The 25,821-nt window shown below is 46.6% G+C and carries 22 protein-coding genes and 1 tRNA gene; 12 read left to right on the forward strand and 11 right to left on the reverse strand.

Annotated elements, in window-relative coordinates; translation table 11 throughout:
* Positions 1-162 precede the first annotated feature (162 nt).
* Positions 163-2,673: a TonB-dependent siderophore receptor gene (locus KFE96_RS13970; protein WP_255833170.1), complete on the reverse strand. Its 2,511-nt coding sequence runs from the start codon at positions 2,671-2,673 to the stop codon at positions 163-165.
* A 241-nt stretch (positions 2,674-2,914) separates the two neighbouring features.
* On the opposite strand from KFE96_RS13970, the gene KFE96_RS13975 reads away from it, so the two are divergent.
* A complete protein-coding gene (locus KFE96_RS13975; RefSeq protein ID WP_255833172.1) occupies positions 2,915-4,228 on the forward strand; it encodes an FAD-dependent oxidoreductase in 1,314 nt (437 codons plus the stop codon).
* A 2-nt stretch (positions 4,229-4,230) separates the two neighbouring features.
* Here the strand turns inward: KFE96_RS13975 and KFE96_RS13980 are convergent, their stop codons facing one another.
* The gene (locus KFE96_RS13980) at positions 4,231-4,875 is read right to left on the reverse strand and encodes a hypothetical protein (RefSeq protein WP_255833174.1); all 645 of its coding nucleotides are present in this window, start codon (positions 4,873-4,875) and stop codon (positions 4,231-4,233) included.
* A gap of 124 nt (positions 4,876-4,999) precedes the next feature.
* Here KFE96_RS13980 and KFE96_RS13985 point away from each other — a divergent pair, with 124 nt between their 5' ends.
* The gene (locus tag KFE96_RS13985) at positions 5,000-5,767 is read left to right on the forward strand and encodes a hypothetical protein (RefSeq protein ID WP_255833175.1); all 768 of its coding nucleotides are present in this window, start codon (positions 5,000-5,002) and stop codon (positions 5,765-5,767) included.
* A gap of 45 nt (positions 5,768-5,812) precedes the next feature.
* On the opposite strand, the gene KFE96_RS13990 is transcribed toward KFE96_RS13985, so the two are convergent.
* Together KFE96_RS13990 and KFE96_RS13995 are read right to left on the reverse strand one after the other, a co-directional pair.
* The gene (locus KFE96_RS13990; RefSeq protein ID WP_255833177.1) at positions 5,813-6,238 is read right to left on the reverse strand and encodes a PaaI family thioesterase; all 426 of its coding nucleotides are present in this window, start codon (positions 6,236-6,238) and stop codon (positions 5,813-5,815) included.
* A gap of 80 nt (positions 6,239-6,318) precedes the next feature.
* Complete coding sequence (locus KFE96_RS13995) at positions 6,319-7,170, reverse strand: TIGR00266 family protein (protein WP_247016153.1); 852 nt, start codon at positions 7,168-7,170, stop codon at positions 6,319-6,321.
* 126 nt (positions 7,171-7,296) lie between these two features.
* Here KFE96_RS13995 and sppA point away from each other — a divergent pair, with 126 nt between their 5' ends.
* The 3 genes from sppA (at position 7,297) to KFE96_RS14010 (ending at position 10,222) form a co-directional block, all read left to right on the forward strand.
* Positions 7,297-9,135 carry a signal peptide peptidase SppA gene (gene sppA, locus KFE96_RS14000; RefSeq protein ID WP_255833179.1) on the forward strand — a complete coding sequence of 613 codons (1,839 nt, stop codon included), beginning with the start codon at positions 7,297-7,299 and terminating at the stop codon, positions 9,133-9,135.
* Positions 9,132-9,530: a peptide-methionine (R)-S-oxide reductase MsrB gene (msrB, locus tag KFE96_RS14005; protein ID WP_247016157.1), complete on the forward strand. Its 399-nt coding sequence runs from the start codon at positions 9,132-9,134 to the stop codon at positions 9,528-9,530. The genes sppA and msrB overlap by 4 nt, the downstream gene beginning before the upstream one ends.
* A 104-nt stretch (positions 9,531-9,634) precedes the next feature.
* Entirely contained in the window at positions 9,635-10,222 is a 588-nt protein-coding gene (locus KFE96_RS14010) for an FMN-dependent NADH-azoreductase (RefSeq protein ID WP_255833180.1), read from the forward strand.
* A gap of 61 nt (positions 10,223-10,283) precedes the next feature.
* On the opposite strand, the gene KFE96_RS14015 is transcribed toward KFE96_RS14010, so the two are convergent.
* Together KFE96_RS14015 and KFE96_RS14020 are read right to left on the reverse strand one after the other, a co-directional pair.
* Entirely contained in the window at positions 10,284-11,741 is a 1,458-nt protein-coding gene (locus KFE96_RS14015) for a DUF3667 domain-containing protein (protein WP_255833181.1), read from the reverse strand.
* 77 nt (positions 11,742-11,818) lie between these two features.
* A complete protein-coding gene (locus tag KFE96_RS14020; RefSeq protein ID WP_247016163.1) occupies positions 11,819-12,475 on the reverse strand; it encodes an MBL fold metallo-hydrolase in 657 nt (218 codons plus the stop codon).
* A gap of 121 nt (positions 12,476-12,596) precedes the next feature.
* Here KFE96_RS14020 and KFE96_RS14025 point away from each other — a divergent pair, with 121 nt between their 5' ends.
* Entirely contained in the window at positions 12,597-12,797 is a 201-nt protein-coding gene (locus KFE96_RS14025) for a hypothetical protein (protein ID WP_255833182.1), read from the forward strand.
* On the forward strand, positions 12,794-13,420 hold the full coding sequence (gene kynB / locus KFE96_RS14030; RefSeq protein WP_255833183.1) for an arylformamidase: 627 nt from the start codon (positions 12,794-12,796) through the stop codon (positions 13,418-13,420). Before KFE96_RS14025 ends, kynB begins: the two co-directional genes overlap by 4 nt.
* Here kynB and KFE96_RS14035 read toward each other — a convergent pair.
* Positions 13,417-14,373: a DUF1835 domain-containing protein gene (locus KFE96_RS14035; protein WP_255833184.1), complete on the reverse strand. Its 957-nt coding sequence runs from the start codon at positions 14,371-14,373 to the stop codon at positions 13,417-13,419. The two genes, kynB and KFE96_RS14035, sit on opposite strands and share 4 nt — an antisense overlap.
* Positions 14,374-14,617: 244 nt before the next feature.
* On the opposite strand from KFE96_RS14035, the gene KFE96_RS14040 reads away from it, so the two are divergent.
* A complete protein-coding gene (locus KFE96_RS14040) occupies positions 14,618-16,690 on the forward strand; it encodes a M13 family metallopeptidase (RefSeq protein ID WP_255833185.1) in 2,073 nt (690 codons plus the stop codon).
* Positions 16,691-16,819: 129 nt separating this feature from the next.
* On the opposite strand, the gene KFE96_RS14045 is transcribed toward KFE96_RS14040, so the two are convergent.
* Positions 16,820-16,894, reverse strand: a tRNA-Gln gene (locus KFE96_RS14045).
* A 165-nt stretch (positions 16,895-17,059) separates the two neighbouring features.
* Here KFE96_RS14045 and KFE96_RS14050 point away from each other — a divergent pair.
* A complete protein-coding gene (locus tag KFE96_RS14050) occupies positions 17,060-18,052 on the forward strand; it encodes an NAD-dependent epimerase/dehydratase family protein (protein ID WP_255833186.1) in 993 nt (330 codons plus the stop codon).
* Here the strand turns inward: KFE96_RS14050 and KFE96_RS14055 are convergent.
* From KFE96_RS14055 to KFE96_RS14065, 3 genes are read right to left on the reverse strand one after another with little or no spacing between them, the layout of a single operon-like run.
* Positions 18,049-18,930, reverse strand: a complete 882-nt coding sequence (locus tag KFE96_RS14055; protein WP_255833187.1) for a 4-(cytidine 5'-diphospho)-2-C-methyl-D-erythritol kinase — start codon at positions 18,928-18,930, stop codon at positions 18,049-18,051. The two genes, KFE96_RS14050 and KFE96_RS14055, sit on opposite strands and share 4 nt — an antisense overlap.
* 10 nt (positions 18,931-18,940) lie before the next feature.
* Positions 18,941-20,674 (reverse strand): tetratricopeptide repeat protein, encoded by a 1,734-nt coding sequence (locus KFE96_RS14060; RefSeq protein WP_255833188.1) that lies wholly within the window; start codon positions 20,672-20,674, stop codon positions 18,941-18,943.
* Between the two features lie 20 nt (positions 20,675-20,694).
* Positions 20,695-22,353 (reverse strand): electron transfer flavoprotein-ubiquinone oxidoreductase, encoded by a 1,659-nt coding sequence (locus KFE96_RS14065; RefSeq protein ID WP_255833189.1) that lies wholly within the window; start codon positions 22,351-22,353, stop codon positions 20,695-20,697.
* A 285-nt stretch (positions 22,354-22,638) separates the two neighbouring features.
* On the opposite strand from KFE96_RS14065, the gene KFE96_RS14070 reads away from it, so the two are divergent.
* The 3 genes from KFE96_RS14070 to moaB are packed head-to-tail and all read left to right on the forward strand — an operon-like array spanning position 22,639 to position 25,755.
* Complete coding sequence (locus tag KFE96_RS14070; RefSeq protein ID WP_255833190.1) at positions 22,639-23,442, forward strand: uracil-DNA glycosylase; 804 nt, start codon at positions 22,639-22,641, stop codon at positions 23,440-23,442.
* Entirely contained in the window at positions 23,442-25,238 is a 1,797-nt protein-coding gene (locus KFE96_RS14075; protein ID WP_255833191.1) for a lytic transglycosylase domain-containing protein, read from the forward strand. Before KFE96_RS14070 ends, KFE96_RS14075 begins: the two co-directional genes overlap by 1 nt.
* Positions 25,225-25,755 carry a molybdenum cofactor biosynthesis protein B gene (gene moaB / locus KFE96_RS14080; RefSeq protein WP_370650519.1) on the forward strand — a complete coding sequence of 177 codons (531 nt, stop codon included), beginning with the start codon at positions 25,225-25,227 and terminating at the stop codon, positions 25,753-25,755. The genes KFE96_RS14075 and moaB overlap by 14 nt, the downstream gene beginning before the upstream one ends.
* The last annotated feature ends 66 nt before the right edge of the window (positions 25,756-25,821 follow it).

Consider the following 25,821-nt stretch of genomic DNA (forward strand, 5'->3'; position numbering starts at 1 on the left):
AGATACGGATAAAGATACAGCTATAATAATTTTCCACATAAAACCCCCAGTTATGTTTTTAAACCAAAGATTAATTGTTATTTTATAACATATCTATTTGTCAAATAAAAAAAACCGGGCAAGTTTCCCTGCCCGGCTCTAATTCTAAACACTCTCAGCGAATTAGAATGTTACGCTGATCTTACCGTATAGGTAACGGCCGTTAAAGCCGTATGGCGAGAAGCCAGAATATGGGAAGATACGAGAGAAACGTGTTACATCAGCAACGTTGTTGCGTGTCGCTTCAGGGTACACATCAAACAGGTTGTTTGCACCAATAGAAACCGCAACGCTTTCTGTCACATCATATCTGATATCCAGATCAGTGATCCACGCTGAATCCAGCACCTCTTCACGATCAGGGTTATTGCTTGGCTCAACCACTTCGCCGTAGCGAGTTGCACGCGCCGTTAGTGTTAGCTTGTTCCAGAAGTATGTTGCGCCGAGGTTCAGCTTCGTTTCTGGGCTACCTAGCTCAAAGCGGCGGAATTCGTTCGCATCAAAGAGGTTAGACTGTTCGATACCAATCTCCTGCAGAACCGCAGGTGGGTCGATCACGTCTGTTACCTTGTTGTCGCTGTAGTTAAAGCCAGCATTCAAATCAAGGCGGCCACTATCGCCGAAATCAAACGAATAGTTTGCTACAACATCAACACCCTGTGTACGGCTATCGATACCGTTCAGGAAGAAGCGGGCACGGTTAGCGCCTGTGCCGGCAAGAAGCGCCTCCACACCATCGCCTGATAGGTTAGATGACAGTACAATACGATCTTCAATTTTAATGTTGTAATAGTCAACAGTCAGGCTCAGGCCATTTGTTGGTGTCCATGAGAAACCACCGCTGAAGCTGAAAGATGTTTCTTCTTCAAGACCAGGAGAGCCAAGCGCTTGCGCTACATCACTTGATGGACGGAATGTACCAGTTTCTGTCGGCTCACCATCTACGAACACAGTTGCGATAGATGTGAAGTTCTGCTGTGCAAGAGACGGCGCACGGAAACCAGTAGAAACAGAACCGCGAAGTGCGAATGTTTCAGTAATTGAGTAACGTGTTGCCACTTTCCAGTTAAAGGTAGAACCGAAATCAGAATAATCTTCAAAACGGCCTGCTACTGCAACATTCCAGCGGTCTGTCAGGTCTGTATCAAACTCTAGGTAAAGGCCAATACTGTCACGGCCATTATCAACTTCTGACGCAGGACCAAAACCTGGAAATACCTGTGAACCAGCAGCACCCGGGAATGTACCCTGAATAAAGGAAGCTACTTCACCAGCTTCAATTTTATAATTTTCATTGCGGAACTCAGCACCGAACGCAACGTTTACAGGGTTTGCCAGGAAGTCTACATCCACCAAACGGCTGAAATCAGCATTCAGTGTAAACTGGGCGTTGATCAGGTGACCCGCATCAAATTCAGTTGGGCTAACCGGACCAAGTGATGTGTTAAGAGAGTTGGCTACGCCGAAGTTGAAATCATCTTCACCGTACACAGCAGATACATCATAATCCCACTCGGAAATCTGACCGCGAACACCAGCAGCAATAGAGAAATCATCGATATCTGATGTGATAAGCGGCAGGAAGCCATCTGGGTAAATTTCAGGTACGTTACGGCTGTTACCCGGCAAACGGTTAAAGCCCGCGCTATCACCCGTACGCTTGCTGTAGCTACCAAAGCTATATACTTCGTGCTCACCTAGAGGCACTGCTGCGTTATAGAAGATATTCACATCTTCAACGTTGGCATTACCAAAACGTGTGTTGTAACGATCGTATGTTAGTTCACGTGGATCAAGGTTTCCGTCGATGCGGTCATACGCTTCACGGTCATCAAAATCAGAACGGTTAGTTGCGTTACGATCACGGTATTCAACAGAAACGTTGAAGAAACCTTCCTCGCCAAGACCAAAACCAATATTACCACGTAGTGTTAGCGTTTCGCCGTCTGTACGCGTGCGGTCATCGCCAGTTGTGAACTGAAGGTTACCGTCTGCATCAACAGATACATCTTCAAGCTGCGGTACACCGTCAAGAGTTGTAACATTCGCGCCGTATGTCGCAGACATAATGCCGCCTTCGTTAGCGTCTTTAAGTACAACGTTGATTACACCTGCAATCGCATCAGAGCCATACTGGGCTGCAGCACCATCACGCAGTACTTCAATACGCTTGATCGCATTAGCCGGAATAGCGTTCAAATCAACCGCAGAAGAACCACGTCCAACAGAACCATTAAGGTTCAGAAGTGCACTTGTATGACGGCGTTTACCGTTCACAAGAACAAGAGTATGGTCTGGCGCCAGACCACGAAGCTGAGCAGGACGCACATGGTCTGTGCCATCTGTTACAGCTGGCTGCGGAAAGTTAAAGCTCGGCAGCAAATTTGCCAGAATTTGGTTTGTTTCTGTTAGACCAGTTGCTGTAAGCGCTTGCGCATTCAATACATCAATTGGCACACTGCTATCTGCGATAGTGCGGTCTTTACGGCGTGTACCCGTAACTACTACTTCTTCAATATCGCTTACTGCTGGACCATCCTGCGCCAAAGCTGCAGGCGCTGCTGTCATTGCTATAGATACGAGCGATGCACCAGCGAGCAGTGCGCTATAGCCGTTAACTTTCTGCTTAACCATGGAAAGTTTTCCTCCACTTTACTCTTTTAATAGTATTTTTTACTACGAGGTAATTATTATTTGTATATTAATTTCCTACAGCAGGAAAATAATGTAATATTATTATAAATCAAGGAACCGTAACGTAATAAAACTACGTTCCTGACCAAAGTTTCAACATCCGTTGCATTAATAGCACACCCTGTGGCTTTTCAATTTCTTTCGTTTATGGCATTCTACTTATGCAATCCTGGAGAGCACCATGATACTGAATGGATCAGGCACTCTGTATGTTGCGATTATTGGCGCAGGGCCAGCCGGTTATTATACAGCGGAAGCATTTGCCGCTAAGCATGACAATGTGCACGTAGACATCATTGATCGTCTGCCCACACCATATGGGTTGATCCGGGCTGGCGTAGCCCCAGATCATCAATCTATCAAAAATGTTGCCCTTCGGTACGCCGCCACCAACGAAAAAGATAATGTCCATTTCATTGGTAATCTTGAACTGGGCCGGGATGTTTCAATGGAAGAACTACAACAGCTTTATGATGTAGTTATTCTGGCGACTGGTGCACCTAAGGATCGGGCGCTTGGTCTTGAAGGTGAACACCTGCAAGGGGTGTACGGCTCGGGATCCTTTGTTGGCTGGTATAACAGCCACCCTGATTACAGAGACCTAAACCCTAATCTGAAAACACCAACCGCAGTCATCATCGGCAATGGCAATGTTGCAATTGATGTGGCGCGCATCCTCGCAAAAACCGCTCAAGAAATGGCAGAAACTGATCTTGCACCTTATGCAGCTTCTGAAATCCATACATCTATCTTGAAAGATATCTACATCATCGGGCGCAGAGGCCCGGTCGAAGCTGCTTTCACCCCCAAAGAGCTCGGCGAACTTAATAAGCTGGAAAATTGTACCCCTTTATTTGATCCCGCACTTCTTGAAGCTTTCGAAGAAAATACTGATCTGACCGTGGTCCAAAAAAAGAACTTAGCAATCCTGCGCGACATAGCAGCCAACAAACCAGAAAAAGATAAAATCAGATTACACCTTTCCTTCTTCCAGCGCCCTGTAGCAATTGAGGGGGATCAAAGCCTCACCAACATTCTACTGGAAAAAACAAAACTGATGCCAAACGGCGTGGAAGGTACCGGGCATACCGCGGAACTCAAATGCGGTCTTCTTGTGTCCTGCATAGGTTATAAAGCCTCGCCTATAGAAGGAATACCGTATGACACTCGATCAGGCGTTTATGTTAGCAGTGATGGTCATATAAGCGGCAATCTCTACTGTGTTGGATGGGCAAGGCGTGGCCCGACAGGGACCATTGGCACAAACAGGCCTGACGGCGTTGGCATAGCTGATAAAATTCTCAGCGAAATCACACCATCTGGCAAAGCTGGTAGGCAGGGTCTTGATGTGCTTGTCCAAACAAGAGACTTGCATACCGTTTCGTTTGCCAATTGGAAAAAAATAGAGACCGCTGAACAAGAAGCAACCGAGGGCAATGCCCCTCGGCGTAAATTTACCAATATTGATAAAATGATCAAAATCGCTGAAAGCTGACATCAGCGCTTGGTCAAACGGTACTCCCCTGTCACCTTGGCGAACTTTATACCAATCGCCAGAGCAAACAACAACGGCGCAAGCGCAACAATAAGAGCTGAAATCTCTGAACGCCGTACATTCTTACTGGCTTCCAGATAATGTTCCCGTTCAAGCCTGTAAGCTGATAGATACTCCGCCACATCTTCACGCTCCTGAGCGCTAATACCTGCTGCTACCTCATCCAGCCCCAGAAGGAAATTTGCCGGGATATCAACGGGGAAGTCCTCGTTTTCATTAATAAGATCGAGGGCTGAGATTTTTACCTTTGTCCAGCGGCAGAACTGTACATCCCCTCCATGCCCTGCTCCTTCACCACAAGCATATTCGTTATAAACCTCAAACCAGTTTTCCAGCGCACTCTGAGTGCGCTCTGAGGTCATGCGTGATGTTTCCTGCGCCATTTGAGACTGGAAAAAACGCGCCTCTTCCACAAAGCCGTAGATCGAAATCGCGGCAAGAGACAGCCACATATAATCTACAAGTCGCCATTTCTTAAGCGATAGTGGTCGCTTAAACACCCAGAAATAATGGGCAATGGACGTGCTTAAAACAAACGCCAAAAACACAACAAGTGGATCAGAAGAAGCTTCTAGAAGTCTATTCAAATCAAATACCTAAACTAATGAACTATTCATTTTTTCTGCCTTCACCATACCTATGAATAAGCAGGTCACGGATCAACAATAACCAACAATTCGTGAAACAACAAACCAGCGGGGGATACCATCAATGAAAAATTTAATTATCGGCAGCATATTCGCTATCGCAACAGTAGCGTCCAATGCCGTTTCAGCAGACACAATCACCATTTCAGGCACCATCACAGATAAAGAAGGGCAGCCGGTTTCCAAATGCGATGTCTTTTTCAATAAGGAAGCATGGATTACAGATGATAGCGTTCACGTTCAGTGCGACAAAAACGGCCGCTACTCAGCAGAAATAAAGGCAGGACACTATAATAGCTTCTATGTATGTGATGAAGAAGAATACGGCAAAACAGCTCTTGAGTTCTGGGGATGGAACCTCAATTTCACCAAAAACCAAACGCTTGATGCTGCCTTTGACACACTTGAGGTTTACAGCCTGTCCACATGGGCATCAAACGGTGGGTCGAACTCCATCTTTGGTTCTTTCCGGCCTATGTCTCTCAAGAAACCTGTTTATAGAAACCTGGAGTTAAACGGCAAAACAATTGCTGTAATGGATATTACGCCGGCGGTTGATATGCATTCAATTGCAGGGTCCATCGATGATACCCCTTTAAAGCTAGTGAACTATAACTGGACCTATGAAAAGGTTGCCAATTGCAGTGGTGCTCCAGATGATATTTCCATCGAAAATGGTTGCTACATGCCCATGATCATTGCTCAGTTTGAAAAACCACAGATGGCGGCAGGCCAGCATACCTTCAAAATCAGGCTCACTGATGCAGAAACTGGTAACATTGGTGAAGGCATTACCCATTTCACGAGTAACAGCAAAAATCTCGGCTTCTAAACCATTCAGAAAACAAACAAGGCGCTCGATTGAGCGCCTCTTTACCTAGTTTCTCAGTTTTTTCAGAACACCGCTGAAAGACATGATCGGCTCCCCATCTGAAGTGATCATACCGCGCACAAAAATGAGAGATTTTGCTGCTCTAAGTATCTCACCATCAGCTTCGACAAGAGCTCCCGGCTTACCTGCTGATATAAATTCACTGTTAAAACCAACGGTAACACCGCCTGCCTCAGTCAAATCTTTCTTGGCGATAGCGAACAGTGCAAAATCCGCAAAGCTCATAAGAAAACCGCCATGGAGCGCACCACCGCTGTTGGCATGGCAAGGGCTGGTCCAATAAGCAGATTTATGGGTACCGTCTTCTTTTTCTTTCATAAAGAATGGACCAAGCATATTTTCATAAGGGTCTGTGTCTCCCCAAATATGATACCCTGCGGCCTCAAGCTCTTTATTCTTTTCGTTATACATGCCTATCTTCCCAATAAAAAACAGGGGCTTATGCCCCTGCTCTTTTCATATAGCTTTTGCTTTTCGGCTGTCCAGTGAAACTAAAAACGGTTATCGCCATCAAGAATGTTACCAATACCGCCAAGAAGTGAGCCCTCACCACGGTCCTGCCCACCCATTTGCGGCGCTGACGCCCAGATACGACCAGCGAGACGACTAAATGGCAAACTCTGCAACCAAACTTTTCCCGGCCCCTGAAGACGCGCGAAGAACACCCCTTCACCACCAAAGATCATGGATTTAATACCGCCTACGCGCTCAATATCCATATCTACGTCCGCTGTCATAGCCGCAAGGCAACCAGTATCAACATGCAGAACTTCACCCGGCTTCAACTCGCGTTCAATAACAGTGCCACCCACATGCACAAACGCCCAACCATCGCCATCGAGACGCTGCATAATGAAACCTTCACCGCCAAACAGGCCCGTCATAATTTTTTGCTGGAAATGGATACCTACTTGAACACCACGTGCAGCAGCAAGAAACGCATCTTTTTGGCAAATTAAGCGTCCACCATATTCATCGAGTTTAATAGGAAGAATACTACCTGGATACGGAGAAGCAAATGCCACACGTGCTTTCCCAGCACCTTCATGAGTGAATACAGTGGTAAACAGGCTTTCTCCGGTAAGGAGGCGCTTACCTGCACCAAGAAGCTTGCCCATAAAGCCACCTTCCTGGCCAGAGCCATCACCAAACACAGCGCTCATGCCAATATATTGGTCCTTGAACATCATTGCCCCTGCTTCCGCGATTGCGGATTCGCCCGGATCAAGTTCAATTTCTACAAACTGCATTTCCGAGCCTTTGATTTCAAAATCAATGTCATCGGAAACACTCGTATTCCTGGCGTGGCGTGAAACCCGAACTTCTGGAACATGCATGCTCATAATTTTCCCCTCATGCTGGCGTAATCTTCAAATTATTGTTGAAGCGCTTGACCTTACATTTAATCACGCGCACCCTTATATAAAGAAGTAACTAAATTTGAAATTTCAAGAGTGGAGCAACCTGCCATGAAAGGCATTTGGGCGCTAATTAAATCTATTGGTAAATTTATTCAGGGGCTGGGCTCACTTGCTGTAGGCCTGTTTGTATTAATTATTCTTGCTGTAGCAATTGGAGTGAACCAGCCAGAAAAACTCCCTAACGTCCCTGACGGTGCTGTTCTGGTACTTGCACCAAGTGGTGTTATTGTAGAGCAAACTGCACTACCAGACCCATTTGCCGCAGCACTTCCACAATACAACAACCAACCGCCACAGGTAAGTATCCACGATATTACAACAGCGCTAAAACGTGCCAAAAGCGATGACCGTATTGCCGCTCTTGCAATATTAACTGATTCACTTTGGGGTGCTGGCCCAAGCCACTTACATACAATTGCTGGCGCTATTGGTGATTTCAAAGAAAGCGGCAAGAAAGTTTATGCTATTTCCACCGCTTACAGCCAATCGGCCTACTTACTTGCCGCTCAAGCTGATAAAGTTTACCTGAATCCAGCAGGCAGTGTGCTGCTCTCTGGCTACGGTTCTTACCCAATATACTTCAAGAGCATGCTTGATAAAATTGGTGCTACAGTGAATGTATTCCGTGTGGGTACATATAAAGCGGCAGTTGAACCATTTATCCGTGATGATATGTCACCTGCTGCTAAAGAAGCTAACCTCGCGTTCCTTGGTGGTCTTTGGAACCAATATACATCTTCAGTTGAAAATGCTCGCAACATGGAAGCTGGTGCTATTCAGGCAAGTTTTGAAAACCTTGCAACAGATTTTGCTGCTGTAAATGGTAACTTTGGTGAATACGCAAAACAGCAAAACCTTGTTGATGAACTCGCTGCACGCATCACATGGCGTGATGCGCTGGCTGAAGAGTTTGGCTATAATGATAATGGTTCCAGCTTTAACCAGATCCATTACCGTAGCTATCTTTCTGCCACTCAAGGCATGAGAGAAACCTCTAAAAACAAAATCGCTGTGATTACCGCTCAAGGCAACATCGTTATGGGCGAAGGCCCTGTACAAGTTGCAGCAGCAGAAACGATTGTTGATTACATCCGTACTGCCCGTGAAAACAGCAATACGAAAGCTATCGTTCTTCGTGTAGACAGCCCCGGCGGTTCTGCGTTTGCTTCCGAGCTTATTCGTCAGGAACTAGCGGTAGCGCAAGAGCAAGGTATCAAGGTTATTGCCTCAATGGGTCCGGTTGCGGCCTCTGGTGGTTACTGGATTTCGGCAACAGCAGATGAAATCTGGGCGGCACCGAGCACAATTACTGGTTCAATCGGTATTTTCGGCATGCTGCCAACTTATGAAAACACATTGGATAAAATCGGCGTTCACTCAGACGGCGTTGGCACAACACCACTTGCAAGCGGCTTTAGCCCAACCCGTGCTTTGAACGATACAACGAAAATGCTTATTCAGGGTTCTATTGAAAATGGTTATGACGAATTCCTAAGCCTTGTGGCTCGTGGTCGTAACATGAGCAAAGAAGATGTAGATAAGATCGCCCAAGGCCGTGTGTGGATTGGTGAAACAGCCAAGGAACTCGGACTGGTTGACCATCTTGGTGGTTTTGATGATGCTGTTAAAGCAGCTGCGACAGCTGCTGGCGTTGATGATTATGAAGTTGTTTTCTACCGGGAGAAAATCGATCCATTCGATCAACTGCTTCTTGATATGCTGAATTCAACGGTTGGTATTGACGGCATTGGTAATGGGCAAACATCTACCATCACCAAGCTTCTTCAGAAAACCGAAGGCCTTCAGGAAAGCATTGAATTCCTGACAACACTCAACGATCCGCAAAACCGTTATGTAGTTTGTATGACATGTGAGGTACGCCAATGACATCCGACGTAACTAAAACTGATGAAGAGTGGCGTGAAGAGCTAACACCTGAAGAGTATCAGGTTTGCAGATGCGGGGGCACAGAGCCCCCCTTCTCTGGCAAATACTGGAACACGAAGGATGATGGCATTTACCACTGCACCGCATGTGATGCCCCACTTTTTGATAGCGAGACCAAATATGATAGCGGGTCTGGCTGGCCAAGCTTTTGGGCTGGTATTGAAAGCGGCGCGATTACAGAGAAACGAGATACAAGCCACGGTATGATCCGTACGGAAATTACATGTGCTAAATGTGATAGTCATTTAGGCCATGTTTTCCCTGATGGTCCCCAACCCACAGGCCTTCGTTACTGTACGAATTCCGCATCTTTAAATTTGAAACCAAAATCGTAGCGTTTCACAAATTCGAACACAGGTTCCCGATTTAGTTCTCTACAGAGATTAAAATCAAACACCTATCTTTGCCTCAAGCGAACAAAAGCTAAGAGGCAAAGATCATGACACACACTAAACTTCTACGTATCGATAGCAGCGCCCGTACTGAGGCATCTGTAAGCCGTATGCTTGCAGATAAGCTAATCGATCACCTTTCACCAGCAACCGTAATCAGCAGAGATGTGGCAGGCACAATGCCCTTCATTGATGAAAGCTGGGTTGGCGCAAACTTCACACCGCCTGAAGACCGTACAGATGAGCAGAAGGAAAGACTGACTTTCTCCGATGAACTTATCTCAGAATTGAAAGCTGCTGATACCATCGTCATTTCATCTCCAGCTTATAATTTCAGCGTTCCAGCAAGCCTGAAAGCATGGATTGATCTGGTATGCCGTGCAGGCGTTACATTTCGTTATACGGAAAACGGCCCTGAAGGCATTCTGGAACAAGGCAAGAAGGCCTATATCGTGTTTACATCTGGCGGTACGCCTGCTGGTGCGGATTATGACTATGCAACATCATACCTGAAGCACATTATGAGTTTTATCGGTATTTATGATGTGACGATCGTGGCTGCTGACCAGCTTGGTCAAAACGCAGACGAAAAAATTGAAGCCGCTATGAAAACAATCACAGAGGTAGCAGCGTAATCCTATCTTACACCGGGCAGTAGCTTTCCCCTATTCTCCTCCTTAGAGCTGCTGCCTGTTTTTATAGATCTTTCAAACCTTCAAAAATAGCTGCGCTAAGCCCCACCATCATCAATAGGGTATAACTCACCCAGATAAAGCCCGCTTTGAAAAAGGCGCGTAACCAGCCTTGGTTCTGCCCTACCTTCAATGAAATAATCAGATAAAGCGAGGCCCCCCACCAGAAGAGCATAAACCCAGATTCGCCACCAAAAACAGGGACCACCACAATTAAGGCTGAAAACAGCAAAAACAGGAAGCTGTGGAAATGAAGCGAGAATACAAGCTGGTGAATATAGACCCGCTTTTTGCCCCAGTGGAATAAACGAAGGATCAGCGCGAAAAGCGGTACCATCACAAACAGGGTCTTTGGCAGCCATTCGTTAAACAGATCATTAAACCGTCTTGGTTCTTTTAGTGCACGAGCCAGCCCTCTCACTACCTCTTTTGCGGTATCGGAATTATCATCACTATTCAGGAATTTATCCAAATCTTCCTGCTTAATGCCTTCATATTCCTCATCCGGCTTATGCACAAACATGCGTACAGATACATAATAGGGAAACTTATCCCCAAAAATATCCAAATCGCTTTCACCTTGTGCAACGCGAACACGTTCTTCCGCTTCTTCAATTTGATCTTTAGCTCCCAACAGGGCTTCCCGCACCTTGGCTTTATCCTCATCAGACATTTCCACCGGCAAATCGGCTATCTGCTTTTCAATATCGTTGAGAGTTTCATCAAATTTCTGATCTCTGCGGCTCTGCCCCTTAACTCCCTCCTTGAAACCCTGAAGGAATTCACCAACCATCGTCTGGCTTTCTTCGTCTTCAGGCTTAGTTGAAGCTGCCTCAGGCTCAGCTTTCGCCGGTACAGCTTTACTTTGTTCGCCTTCCTCATTTTTTGGCTCGTAATTATTAAAGCCCGTCACCAGATCATCGATCGCTGATCTGTTCTTCCCATCATCCTGCACTGTAGGCGGCGGTGGTGTATCGGGCGTGTTTCCTTCGGAGCTTTCAGAAACTACGGGCGTTTCAGGCGGGGCATCTTTTGCCGTCAACTTGATATCCAGGATCAGAATATCAAACAGCCAAAGAATGGCGAAAAACATGATCGAAACGGAAAGGTAGAGCCGAAGCGGCGGCACAAAACGAGCCCTTCGCCCCATACTATATGCCCGTGTTAATCCCCCCGGCACCAGAAGGATCAGGAAGATACTTTTGATCAACCTGCTATCAGCAGAGAAAACATTATCAAGAAGTTCACGGAAAAAAGTCCAGATAGGGCGGCGAAGGTCGTCATCCTTTTGCCCGCATATATGGCAAAACGGCCCCGTGAGCGGAACCTTACAGTTCATACAGCTTTGGCCTGTACCTTTTTTATCTTCCTCGATAACACGGTATGACTGCTGTGTATCACGTTCGCTGCGCAAGCGTTTACGTCTTAATTCAATGGACCATTTTCGAAAAATAGAAAACATCGCTGATACCCCTCTAAAGCCTTATATATCATAAGAAAAAGAGAGGTCCAGCATTTCAAACTGCTTGGGTGCTATGCTTAACCAGCACGCCCAAGCGCCTGATCAGATACAAATGGGTTGCTTTGTCGCTCTGCTCCAAATGTTGAAAGCGGGCCATGCCCCGGTACAAATGTAACGTCGTTACCAAGCGGCCAAAGCTTGGTTGTAATTGCTGTGATCAAGGTCTGCAAATCGCCACGTGGGAAATCTGTGCGGCCGATCGACCCTTGGAACAACACATCGCCAACGAAGGCAACTTTGTGGGCTTCATTATAGAAAACCACGTGCCCCGGCGTATGCCCCGGCGTGAAAATAACTTTCAGGGTTTGGTTGCCAACCTGAATTTCTTCACCGTCATCAAGCCACTGATCCGGTGTACAGCAGCGCAAGCCTGCCATCCCGTAATTGGCTGCATGTTCTTCAATCTGATCAAGCCAGAATTTATCTTCCTTATGCGGCCCAATGATCGGCAGATTAAGCTTTTCCTTGATGTCAGCTGCGCCGCCAGCGTGGTCCAGATGGCCGTGAGTAAGTAGCAGCTTGGTAAGTTTCACACCCAATTTTTCAACATGTGCCAGCAGTTTTTCGTGATCTCCACCCGGGTCCACGAGCGCGCCTTCCATGGTTTCATCACACCAGATAATGCTGCAATTCTGTGAGAAAGACGTTACGGGAATAATCTGAGCTTTAAGCATGACATACCTTAATAAAACTGTTGGCCTTGGTGGCTAAAATAAAGCCTGATGTAAAAAAGAAAAGCCTTGCTGATAAAAATCTCGGTGATACACAGGTTGATATAGAGGTTAAGGGAAATTTATGAACCGTCTTTTTGCATTCATTGCTGTATTCATACTGGCAAGCTGCAGTGTCGTTACACTGCCAATTAAGGTTGCGACCAAAACTGTTGAAACGGCCGTAGACGTAACAGCTACAACAGTTGATATCATCACACCTGATGGCGGCGATGATGATAAAGAAGACAAAGAAGGTAAACCTCAAGAGCACCTTCTCCCATGAGCCGCATATACGATATCAGCCAACGCATAAGATCAGACATACCTGTTTGGCCCGGAGATCGGGAATTCTCATTAACACGCACCTGGAACATCGATTCAGAAAGCCCAGTGAATGTGAGCGAGATAACCCTGTCAACGCACACCGGCACACATGCCGATGCCCGGCTTCATTTTGATGATAATGGGACGGACTGTGCGGACACCAACCTAGCGCCTTATATTGGCCCAGCTTACGTTCTTGATCTGTCAGACAAAATAAACAGCCTAGTAGAACCAGAGCATCTACAGGCACTCCCTAAAACTGTGGACCGTGTTCTAGTAAAACTGTTTAAAGAGTTCCCTCACGACGGTTGGAAACCAGATTTTCCAGCAATCAGCCCAGACGCAATTGCCTTACTCGCCGAAAAAGGCTGTCAGCTCATTGGCACCGATGTGCCCTCGCTTGATCCACAGGAAAGCAAAACACTGGATGCTCACTTTGCTGTAGACAAAGCAAGCATGGCAATCCTTGAAGGTTTGGTGTTAGACGATGTGCCAGAAGGTCTTTATGAGCTGATCGCCTTGCCGCTTAAAATTGAAGGAGCAGACGGCAGCCCCGTAAGAGCTATCCTTAGAACCCTTTAAGCATCTCTTCGGTAATATAGGGTACTCTCCGCCGTAATCTTGATACCACCAACCCAGCGTTCAAGAGGAATAGTCCAGCCAGCGGCTTCAGCACCCTCCTCTAAAAGCTTCTCGCCTTTTTCAGAAAGCTTGAACCGTTTTGCAGGCCAATCTTTGGCAGGCTCTGTTTCCTCAAGAAGGCCGCCAGCGATCAGCGATTGAAACTCATACCAGAACATCATGTCTCCCAGGTATGGTAGCGGCTCTTCTTCCAGCATTAATTTCCGAAATACAGTACCAACGGAAGAAGCTTCCTTTTGAAGGATTTTCAGACTTAGTTCTTCCGTTAAACTCAACAGTCGCATCTTGTCTGGCAGCTGCTGCAGGTGGCGTTTCAGTGCATTCCGCATTTCAGGAATAACACTTTCATCCTCCGCAATCAGTGCTTCCACCGCATCAGGCTTTGGCTGGATTACCGCCTGCCACACTCTATTTCCATATTCAAATTGCTGAGTACGCACCTGCTTGCGCTGCTCCCAGACAGATTTTAAATTTTCAGGTGATAACTGCCCAAGACCAATAAAACGTGGCTCGACATCATAATCGCTGATCAGGATCAGGTGAACGGGCGGCAACTCACGCCCCGTAAACGCAGACAGCAGTTTCGCCAGGATCAATTGATCATATGTGTCATGCTCGAACCAAAGGATAATCTCTTCATATTTATCCAGATCATTAAGCGCATCATACTGGCTTTTCAGTTGCTTGAGTGCTCTATCAGTATCACCGCCAAAGGCCTCTTTGATGAAATCAGCACGGGCGTACAGAAATTCATCTTCCACAGTGTCCAAAACAGGCCCCTGACAAAGCGGATCAGAAAACTCAAGGAAACTTCCCACAAAACCGGCTTTCTCAAGGCCTTGTTTAATATCTGAGCCACACCGGATATGAAGTGTCTTTTCACTGTCGAGCATATATTTTCCCCTTGTGTTCAAGGCATAAGAACAAAAATGCCCAATAGTGTAAACCGCTTAGAAGCTTTTAAGGCAGATAAGCATACACAAACGCTTTTCAATCAAGTTTCCTTGAACTGTAGCCTCTAATCTGAAGTATTGTTGCTTGAAACCCGTGATAGGTTTATGCCTGACTATAGCTATAACTAACCATATCGACGCAGATATATATTGGTTATGTCTGCATCAGGGGGAGAGGGACCAAATGAAATTCCAAACAATGGGTATGCTAACCGCCATCACAGCACTGCTGGCAGCATGCGACGCACCGGAACAAACAGAAAAATCATCAAAGACCGAAACGGTTGAGGTGGCAGCTAAACCAGTTATCGAGCCTTGGGGTTATCCGCTTACTGCTCTGGATAAAAGCACCCGCCCGCAAGACGATTTATATCAATTTGCAAACGGTGGCTGGCTTGCAGCGACCGAAATTCCAGGTGACCGCAGCGGCGTTGGTTTTTCCCAGATCATGCGCGACCGGAACGATGAACGCATTAAATCAATCATTGCCGATTTCCAAAGTGCAGAAGTTGCGGCAGGTAGCGATGGCCAAAAGATTCGTGACCTATACGCCGCCTATATGGATATCGCGGCAATCAATGCTGCGGGTATGAAACCACTATTACCTCTGCTTGGCGAAATCGAAGCCGCAACAGACCATGACGATATCGCTCGGGCAATGATGGCGCCAGCGCTTGGTGCTCGGTCATTGTTTGGTATTTTCGTAGGCATTGATAGCAAAGACCCTAATAACTATACGGTCAGCGCCAGTCATGCTGGAACAGCCTTACCTGATAAAAGTTACTATGAACGTGATAGCGAACGCCTAACCGCTTTGCGTGCATCTTACGTCGACTATATGGAAAAGGTTTTCACCCGTCTTGGCGACGCTGACCCTCGCGCAAAGGCCGAAGCAGTTTTCAATCTGGAAAAAGCAATTGCCTCGAACCACTGGTCTCGCGCTGAGCGCCGCAATGCTGACCGTACCTATAACCCTCTCACTATTGATGAACTAGCTGCATATGCCCCGGGTTTCCCCTGGAAGGTTGCTGTCGATAGTTATGGTGTTGGAAACACGAATAAAATTGTTGTTCGGGAAAAAGAAGCATTTCCACCGATGGCAGAGCTTTTTGCTGCTACAACAGTAGATCTGTGGAAAGATTATCTGCGCTTCCATCTTGTAGCATCAAATGCACAGTATTTATCTGATGAAATTGCTGACGAAAGATTTGCTTTTTTCGGAACGGTACTCAGAGGCCAGAAAGCGCAGCGTCCACGGGATGAAAGAGCAATTGCCTTTGTGAACAACTTCCTCAACCAGGCTGTTGGTAAAATCTATATTGAGCGTTTCTTCTCTGAAGAATCTAAAGCGCTTGTGCGCGAAATGTTCGAAAACATCCGTCTTGAGCTTGGCGAACGCATTGATAATCTTACATGGATGACAGATGACACCAAAGCCGCGGCACGTACAAAACTTGCCAAAATGAACGCGAAAATCGCGTATCCAGAAGTTTGGCGCGATTACAGCGCATGGACAGTATCTCCAACAAATCTATTTGGCGATATTCAGGCCTACCGGCAGTTTGACCATGAACAGGACATTGCGCGCCTTGGTAAAACTGTAGACAAACGCGAATGGTTTAGCGGCCCGCAAACTGTAAATGCATTCTACAGCCCATCCCGAAATGAAGCCTTTATTCCAGCGGGTTATATCCAGTCTCCACTGTTCGACCCTAACGCGGACCCAGCACTGAACTATGGTGCTCTGGGTAGTATCATTGGTCATGAAATTGGACACGGTTTTGATGATCAGGGCTCTAAGTATGATGGTGACGGCGTACTGCAGGCTTGGTGGTCTGAAGAGGATCGTGCAGCATTTAATACACTCGGTGATGGTTTTGCAGAACAGTTCAGCCAGTATGAGCCTATTGAAGGACTACATGTAAACGGCCGCCAAACACTTGGGGAAAACATAGGTGATCTCGCAGGTATGATCGTTGCGTATCATGCGTGGGAACGTTCGCTGGATGGCAAGGCCCCAGCGGTGCTAGACGGCTTTACCGGACCACAACGTTTCTTTATGGGCCGCGCGCAAGGACGCCGCTATAAACGTACCGAAGAAAGCTTGAGACAACGCCTTCTGTCAGCGCCTCACAGCCCAATGTACCTGCGGGTTAACGGCATGGCGCGCAACATGGATGAGTTCCATGAAGCCTTCGGTGTTAAGCCTGGCGATAAGATGTGGCTGGCCCCTGAGGACCGCGTGAAAATTTGGTAAACCCGGTTACATAATCAGCAAAGAATGCCTCGTATAATATACATACGGGGCATTTTTTATGTTGAGGAACGAAATGCGCTGCATTCCAAAAATAGAAAAGGCTCAGTAGCGAACTACTGAGCCTTTAACTGGCTGGGGCGGCAGGATTCGAACCTGCGCATGCCGATACCAAAAACCGGTGCCTTACCGCTTGGCGACGCCCCATCAGGGTGTGACGCGGGTTTTATAGAAACCCTACCTACCTGTAAAGACCTTTTTGCACTTTTTTTAATTTTTCTTACAAAACCATATAGGGCCTTATTATTGCTGGTAAAAACATCGCCATTGTGGCAATTATTTAGGAGATAAATTCCTTTGCTGGAGCAGAAAATGACAATTCTGGTTACAGGCGTAGCAGGCTTTATTGGCATGCATGTAGCAAAAGCCCTTTTAGATAAAGGGGAAAGCGTATTGGGAATCGATAACCTCAATGATTATTACGATCCCGCCCTTAAAAACGCCCGTCTTCAGCAGCTTGATGACTATCCAGCCTTTACCTTTAAATATTGCGATTTCGCGAATAATGAACGTTTAATAGAGGCGACATCAGGCGTAAAATTAAAATCTGTTATCCACTTAGGCGCACAAGCTGGTGTTCGTTATTCTATTGATAATCCGGCAGCTTATATCCAGTCCAACCTCGTTGGACATGCCAATATCCTTGAAGTATGCCGACATTCAGACAGCCTTGATCATCTGGTATATGCAAGTTCCAGCAGCGTCTATGGCGGCAATACCAAACTGCCCTTCTCGGTTGATGATCCCGTTGATACACCTGTTTCCTTGTACGCTGCTACAAAACGCGCCGATGAGATTTTAAGCCAAAGCTACGCGCACCTCTATGGCCTGCCGCAAACCGGCTTACGTTTCTTCACTGTATACGGCCCTTGGGGGCGCCCGGATATGGCATTATGGCTATTCACAGAAGCAATTCTGAACGGCAAGCCTATCAGAGTGTTTAATCACGGCGATATGGCCCGCGACTTCACCTATATTGATGATATTGTTGGTGGAATTTTAAGTACCTTAGAAAAACCACCAGTGGCAGGCAGTCAAAATGCTTTTGGCGGCAGCGCACCCCATAAAATATACAATATCGGCAACAATAAACCTGAGCCGCTTCTAGATATGATTAGCGTGCTTGAAGAAGCCTTAGGCACAAAAGCAGAAAAACAGTTTGAACCAATGCAGGCTGGTGATGTGAAAGAAACATTTGCTGATACATCTGCCCTTGAAGCAGATGTTGGTTTCAAAGCTTCAACCCCCATCAGCGTAGGCATTCCAAACTTTGTTGATTGGTATAAGGGCTATCACCAACTTTAGGGGTAAAGTTGGTCTACCATAGTCCACCAATTGCGGTCGTACATCCGAATAATTTGTTCAGCATCTTTCGCCACATTTAAATCACTGAATAAAGCAAAGCAGGTAGCACCACTACCAGACATTGCTACATAGTCAGCTGTGTTCAGCGAGGTTAGCTTTTCCAACACCCTGGAAACTTCCACACACAATTTTTCAGCAGGCTTTTGCAAGGTGTTTTGAGACTGCTCAAACAGGAAGGGCTCAAACTTCTCTCCTTCAAAAGCAGTACTGCTTCCAATGGACGTGTCAAAATCATCACCAGAGGCATGAAATGCTTTAAAGATTTCAGGCGTGGACACTCCCACCCCCGGATTGACGAGGAGAACAGTATAAGGTTTCGGTAGTGAAACCTGTTCCACATTCTCGCCAATACCCGTAACATAAAGAGGATGCGGATATAAACATGCTGGTACATCAGCCCCGAGAGTAAGCGCTATATCTTCCAGATGTTTGCGCTCGAACCCACATTTCCAATATTCATTCAAGGCAATAAGTGTTGCTGCGGCATCTGCTGAGCCGCCACCTATTCCAGCCGCTACAGGAAGGTTCTTTTCTAATTCGATCTCAAGGTTAGCCTCGCGCCCAACCTCTTTAGCAAAAGCCTGTGCAGCCTGAACCACCAAATTCTCTTGATCACCGCCTGCGCTCGTAAGCACATCCGCAAACGGACCCGTTATGTTAAAGCTTAAATGTTCAGCTTCCGAGATACGGATCACATCACCATGCTGCGTGAAAGCAAACAAACTCTCCAACAGATGATATCCATCATCCCGCCGCCCAACAATATGCAAAAACAGGTTAATTTTTGCAGGTGCAGAAACCTCAATCATTTCCCGCATGCACGTTCTTTCAAGAATTATTAGGTAAGCCGTCAGCGAGTTTTTCAACAAGCTTTAACCGCTCTTCATCGGTTGGATTGCTATCAAGTGCATGTTTCCACTGGAAACGAGCTTCAATCTTACGGCCAACACGCCAGTATGCATCACCTAAATGATCGTTAAGCGTTGCCTCATCAGGCTCAAGCTTAACAGCCTGTTCCAGATACTCAATCGCCTTCATATACTCACCAGTGAGATATAAAGCCCACCCCATACTATCCACAATGAATCCATCGTTAGGGCGAGCCTTTACAGCGCGTGCAATCATATCCTTCGCTTGCTCAATATTCTTACCACGATCAATCCAGCTATACCCAAGATGGTTAAGCACTACAGGTTCATCAGGTGCAATATTCAATGCCTCAATCATATCTGCTTCAGCGGCCTCCCAATCGCCTCTACTTTCGAAAGAAGCCCCACGAGCAAAATATGGATACCAATCATTCGCTGTAGGTGTCTTAATTGCTAAAATAGCACGGCTGTAATAGAGGATTGCTCCATCATAATCCTGACGGCCCTGCAATATATCTGCAAGATCAACCGACAACTTACTGTTGCCCGGATGCTTTAACAGCTCTTTTCGGAGGAAAGCTTCCGCTAATTCAGCTCGACCTCCATATCGGTACGCTTCAATTTTTCGCGCCTCCGCTATAGCCCTTCTCGGGCTATCAAGCGGCACCATATTATAGGCAGCGATAGCCTCTTCAATATTTTCAGCGCGTTCAAACAGTGATCCAAGTACAAAATATGTATCTTCCACTTCAGGCGTCATAAAAGAGGCGATACGCATATAAATAATTGCTGATTGGAGCGCATTATTCTGTGCTAGTTCTGTCCCTAACCGAAAGAAAACTAGACCAGCAGCGCTTTGTGGTCTGCTCACTATCTGCGAAGGGATGCCACCGCTTACAATGTTTTGCCCCTCACGCAATAAATAAGGTTGGTTCTTAAATCGCTTATTTTGCTCAGCCAGCAACTGAACAGCTTCTCTAAATCTCGCTTGCTTAATCAGCATATATGCGTACGAAATAATAGGCTGAACGGAGGTAAGACGATCACTTGATATTATTTCATTATACAGTGTTTCAGCACGCTCTTTTTCACCCAAATAATCAGCCATATAAGCCAAATGCTCATTAGCTAAGTTATCAAATCGTCTGGTCTTAAGCACTTCGAGCGCTTTTTCAGCTAGCTCCAAGTCACCTTCAGCGGCGAATGTCCATGCCTTCAAAATTGGCGTGATCAGAAAACCAAATCCTGTATCAAGATGTTCATCAAGCAAGGCTCGAACTCTGGGCCAATCCTCTTCCTGATAAACCGCAAGTATATGTAAAAGCTTGATTAAATGATCCTGTACAATCTCTTCATCCGACATCATACGGTTCGATACTTCAACGGCATCCTCAAGCTGGCCAGAATATAAAAGCTGAAAGAAAGCACGTTCAGCAACATAACGGCTGTCCGGATCATTTTCTAAAGCGGAGAGATAATGTTTGGCAGCATCTCTATGCTGCAAATCTGTTTGCGATTGAATGGCTGCCAGAAAAGGGCCGTAGAAATTACCGTCAGGCGACGTATCTTCAAATTCGCTGCGGAGATTGGAAGGAACCGGTGCATTTTCAGAAGTAACACCGGTTTCCGTCGTTGTTACGCAGCCACCAATGGCTAGAGCTAAACTGATGGCTAAAAGTGGCTGCAATCTCATTCTGTGTAGGTACCTTACTCTTACATATTCGGGTAGTTTGGCCCCCCGCCGCCCTCTGGAACAACCCAGTTAATATTCTGTGTAATATCTTTAATATCACAAGTTTTACAATGTACACAGTTTTGCGCGTTGATTTGAAGCTTCATCTCAGCATCGTTATCACCGACATATTCATAAACACCTGCCGGACAGAAACGCTGTTCTGGGCCATTATAGTCTTTCAGGTTAATAGAAACTGGTACAGTCTCATCCTTTAGCTGAAGGTGAACAGGCTGATCTTCTTCATGGTTCGTAGACGAAAGGAATACAGAAGAAAGCTTATCAAATGAAATTTCACCATCCGGCTTCGGATAATCGATTGGTGCAAAATCTTTTGCTTTACCAGTTGCTTCATTATCTTTGTGCTTGTGCTTCAATGTTGGCATCAAACCACCAAGCCCAAGCGTGTTCATCCACATATCGAAGCCGGAATAAAGCGTGCCAATCTTCACGCCGAACTTACCAAGTGCCGGGCGCGCATTCCGTACTTTATAAAGATCTTTATAAATCCAGCTGTTGTTGAAATCTTCTTCGTAACCTTCAAGCAGCTTTTCACCTTCAGAGCCGCCAACAATTGCTTCAAACGCATTTTCAGCCGCTAGCATGCCAGATTTCATAGCATTATGGCTGCCTTTAATACGTGGTACGTTCACAAAACCTGCGGCACAGCCAATAAGCGCGCCACCCGGGAAGAAGAGCTTCGGCACAGACTGCAAGCCACCTTCATTAATAGCACGCGCGCCGTATGCTACGCGGCGCCCACCTTCCAGAATCTTACGAACCTCAGGGTGCGTTTTAAAGCGCTGCATCTCATCAAATGGTGACAGATGTGGGTTTTCATAATCAAGCGTTACAACAAAACCGATAGCAATCTGGTTGTTCTCCTGATGGTAAATGAAACCACCGCCAGCTGTGCTGTTATCAAGCGGCCAGCCCTGTGAGTGGATCACGCGACCTTCAACGTGGTTCTCAGGCTTGATATCCCAAAGTTCTTTGATACCGATACCGTATGTCTGGAACTGACAATCTTCGCGGAGGTTAAATTTCTCTTCAAGCTGCTTTGAAAGAGAACCACGGCAACCTTCCGCAAACAGTGTATATTTCGCATGAAGTTCCATGCCCGGTTCATGGCTGGCTTTTGGTTCACCATCGCGGCCAATACCCATATCACCTGTTGCCACACCTTTAACGCGGCCATCTTCATGGTAAAGCACCTCAGCGCCTGCAAAGCCCGGGTAAATTTCTACACCCATTGCTTCAGCTTGTTCTGCAAGCCAGCGTGTTACATTACCAAGAGAAACCGTATACATGCCGTTGTTTGAAAGTAGTGGCGGCATGATGAAGTGCGGCATGGATGTTTTGCCATTTTCAGACAGAACCCAATGCTGGTTATCTGTCACAGGAACATTAAGCGGTGCACCCTTTTCCTTCCAATCAGGAATAAGTTCATTAAGAGCGATAGGATCAACCACCGCACCAGAAAGAATATGAGCGCCAATTTCAGAACCCTTTTCGATCACACAGACCATGAGTTCCTGATCTTTTTCCTGAGCCAGCTGCATCAAGCGAATAGCGGCAGAAAGACCCGCTGGGCCACCACCAACAATCACTACATCAAATTCCATGGATTCGCGTTCCATGCGACACTCCTTCAAACTTCCTATGCAAAGCCCACTTGATTGCCATGGGGCTTAATTCTTTCGGTTCCTATCCATCAGGCCTGACCCTAATCTGGACCGCTTCTGAACCTTTTCAAGTGTTATGCCCTGCCCCCTTAAAAAGGTCAAATACTTGAGGAAAACAAAACCGTTACGCCCAGTTAATATTGCACCGCACAAAAACATTTTCAATTTAGTAAAAAAATTCGATGCATTTACTTTTTTTTCGAAGCTATACTCAGGCACGAACAAATCAGTTGGGCACTTATGAATATTGAAACTGCAGATACAAGAGAGCTAAGCGCACTGCTTGCATGGTATGTAGCCATGGGCGCAGATGAAGCCGCTGATCTCGAACCGGTTGATCGTTTCGTTATCCCGGAACCTGTAGCGAAACCTCAAAAGGGCCAGCAACAGGAACGGTCCCGTCCAACACCTATTCAGGCACGTCCGGCAAAACCCGCGATTGGAGCTGGCATTGAAGCGGCTGAAAAAGCCGCCGCGGCTTGCACTAACGTGGAGGAACTGGAAGCAGCCCTGAAAGCCTTTGATGGTGGCATGCTCAAACGTTCGTCAAAAAACACGGTATTTGCTGACGGTAAATTAGGGGCTGACTTGATGATTATCGGCGAAGCTCCCGGCACCTATGAAGACCGGGACGGCAAGCCCTTCATTGGCCCTAATGGTGATATGCTTGAGAAAATGCTTACAGCAATTGGCCTTAAGCGTGATGAACATGTTTATTTGTCGGATGTATTGCCGTGGCGTCCCCTTGGAAATGCCAAACCAGATGATGCAACCATTGCCATGTGCCTGCCGTTCCTGAAAAAGCATATTGAACTTGCTAAACCTAAGTATCTCTTGCTGATGGGTGTTGTTTCCGCCCAAGCTGTGTTGGGGACAAAAGATGGCATTTCCCGCCTGCGCGGAAAATGGAAAGATATTGAGATTGGTGGTCAGACTTTTGCCGCAATGGCGACATATCACCCGTCCTATCTTATGGCACAACCACAAATGAAAGGCGCCACATGGCGCGATCTGCTTGCTGTTAAGGAGCGACTTGAATCCTGATGCGTATGTTTAAACTAGCCTTTTCTATCGCCCTTACACTAAACGTGTTCATAGCTGGTACCGTATATGCCGCTGAAAACACCACAATTCCAAAAGTTCTTAGTAACGAAGATATCAGCCGCTACCAGCGTATTTTTGAACTTCAAGAACAAGGGCAATGGAAAAAAGCCGATAGGCTTATCAAGGGCCTAGACAATGATATTCTAATGGGGCACGTGCAGTATCAGCGCTATATGCATCCACGAAAATATCGCAGTCGTTATGGTGAACTAGCTGGATGGTTGAAGCGTTATGCGGATCATCCTAAAGCATGGGCTGTTTATCGCCTTGCCAAAAAACGCCAAGGCAGAGCACGAGCGCCGCGCAGACCAGTTGAAACACGCTACCCCGGTGTAACAGGCCAGTCTGCTAAGGCAAAACCACCAGTACCACGCCGCACACGTCTTGAACGCCGTGCTGTAAGCAAATTCCTCGCAAACGTACGCAAGCAAGTAAGACGCGGAAACCCAGAGCATGCCGAGAAGCGTTTCTGGGCGATGGAAAAACGTGGCCTTGCTGCACCTCACGAACTAGCCGCGGCGCTTGAGCGCATTTCTGCCAGTTATTATTATAAGGGCAATGACTTTAAAGCTCTGAAACTTTCAACATTGGGCGCAAACCTTGCCCGAGAGATTGAACCTACAACTGACTGGATCGCAGGCCTTTCTAACTGGCGATTAGGAAACTATGACCAAGCTTATGAGCACTTTTCTATACTAGGTGAATCGGAAAGAGCTTCTGATTGGCTTTTATCTGCAGGGCAGTTCTGGGCAGGCCGCACCGCTTTTCGAATGGGGGATTCATATGGCGGCACAATACATCTGAAAAATGCCAGTGATTATTCAGAAACCTTCTATGGCCTTATAGCTGGTCGACAGCTTGGTATTAAGCCTGAGATTGATTGGACTGTTCCAACTCTTTCAAACACTGCGATGACAAACTTACTACAACATCCAGCAACTCGCCGCGCGCTTGCTCTGATGGAAGTAAGTCGGAATGATGTAGCCGATGAAGAACTACGCCTATTGTGGGGCCGGAAAGGTACTGCTGTACAAGATGATCTTCTCGCACTCGCTGCCAATTTAAATCTTCCTGCTATACAAACTCGCTTAGCTCGTGCAAGTGGTACGGGTAAACTCGCCCCAACATCAACACGCTACCCATTACCTGATTGGCAACCTGCCGGGGGCTTCAGTATTGACCGTGCACTCCTGTTTGCCATGGTTCGCAAGGAAAGTGATTTTCGTAGCCGGGCAAAAAGCCGTGTCGGTGCCAGTGGACTTATGCAGGTAATGCCTGCGACAGCACGTTTCATTAGTCGCAAGGGCTCAAAACTTCTGCGTAGAAACCGCCACCGCCTTTATGAGCCAGAATTCAATATGGCACTGGGCCAGCAGTATATTTCTCATCTTCTTGATATGGAATATGTGGACGGAAACCTCTTTATGGCACTCGCGGCCTATAACGGCGGCCCCGGCAGTCTGCTTGAATGGCGTAAAGAAGTACCTTACCAGCAAGACCCTCTTCTTTTCATTGAATCTATTGGATTTTATGAAACACGTGATTATATCGAACGAGTGATGGCCAACTTATGGCTCTACCGTATGCGTCTTGGGCAGGAAACACCAAGCCTGGATGCTGTAGCGAGTGGTGCATGGCCTGCCTTTGATGCACTGGACACACCAGAAACTGTTGAAGCTCTCCAGCGCGCTGTAACCTTAACTGCTGAAGGACAAACTCTCCGTGCCGAAAATTGATGAAAGCCGCCCATTCATTCCCGTTAATATCGCTGTAATGACTGTATCTGACACGCGTACCTTTGAAGACGATAAATCGGGCGATACCCTTGCGGACCGTGTAAAAGGCGCAGGTCATAATGTTGCGGACCGAGTAATTGTGAAAGATGATAAAGCGTCCATCACCAAACAGCTTGAAACATGGATTGAAAGCGAAGATGTGGATGTGGTGATTTCAACTGGCGGCACAGGTATTACTGGCCGTGATATCACTCCTGAATGTTTTGAAGCGCAATATACCAAAACTATTCCAGGCTTCGGCGAACTGTTCCGTATGCTTTCCTACGATCTGATCGGCACAAGCACTATTCAAAGCAGAGCAACGGGCGGCATCGCTAAAACAACTCTTCTGTTCGCGCTACCTGGTTCAACGGGCGCGGTTAAAGACGGCTGGGATAAAATTCTCGTAACGCAATTAGACAATCGTTTCCGTCCCTGTAATTTTGTGGAATTGATGCCACGATTTGGCGAAAAATAACACCATTGTGACTTTAAAAACACGTTTAAAGCGCATATAATCTTCAAATTACACTTGGGGGATTTT

This window comes from Kordiimonas sp. SCSIO 12603, from assembly GCF_024398035.1.
Classification (GTDB): domain Bacteria; phylum Pseudomonadota; class Alphaproteobacteria; order Sphingomonadales; family Kordiimonadaceae; genus Kordiimonas.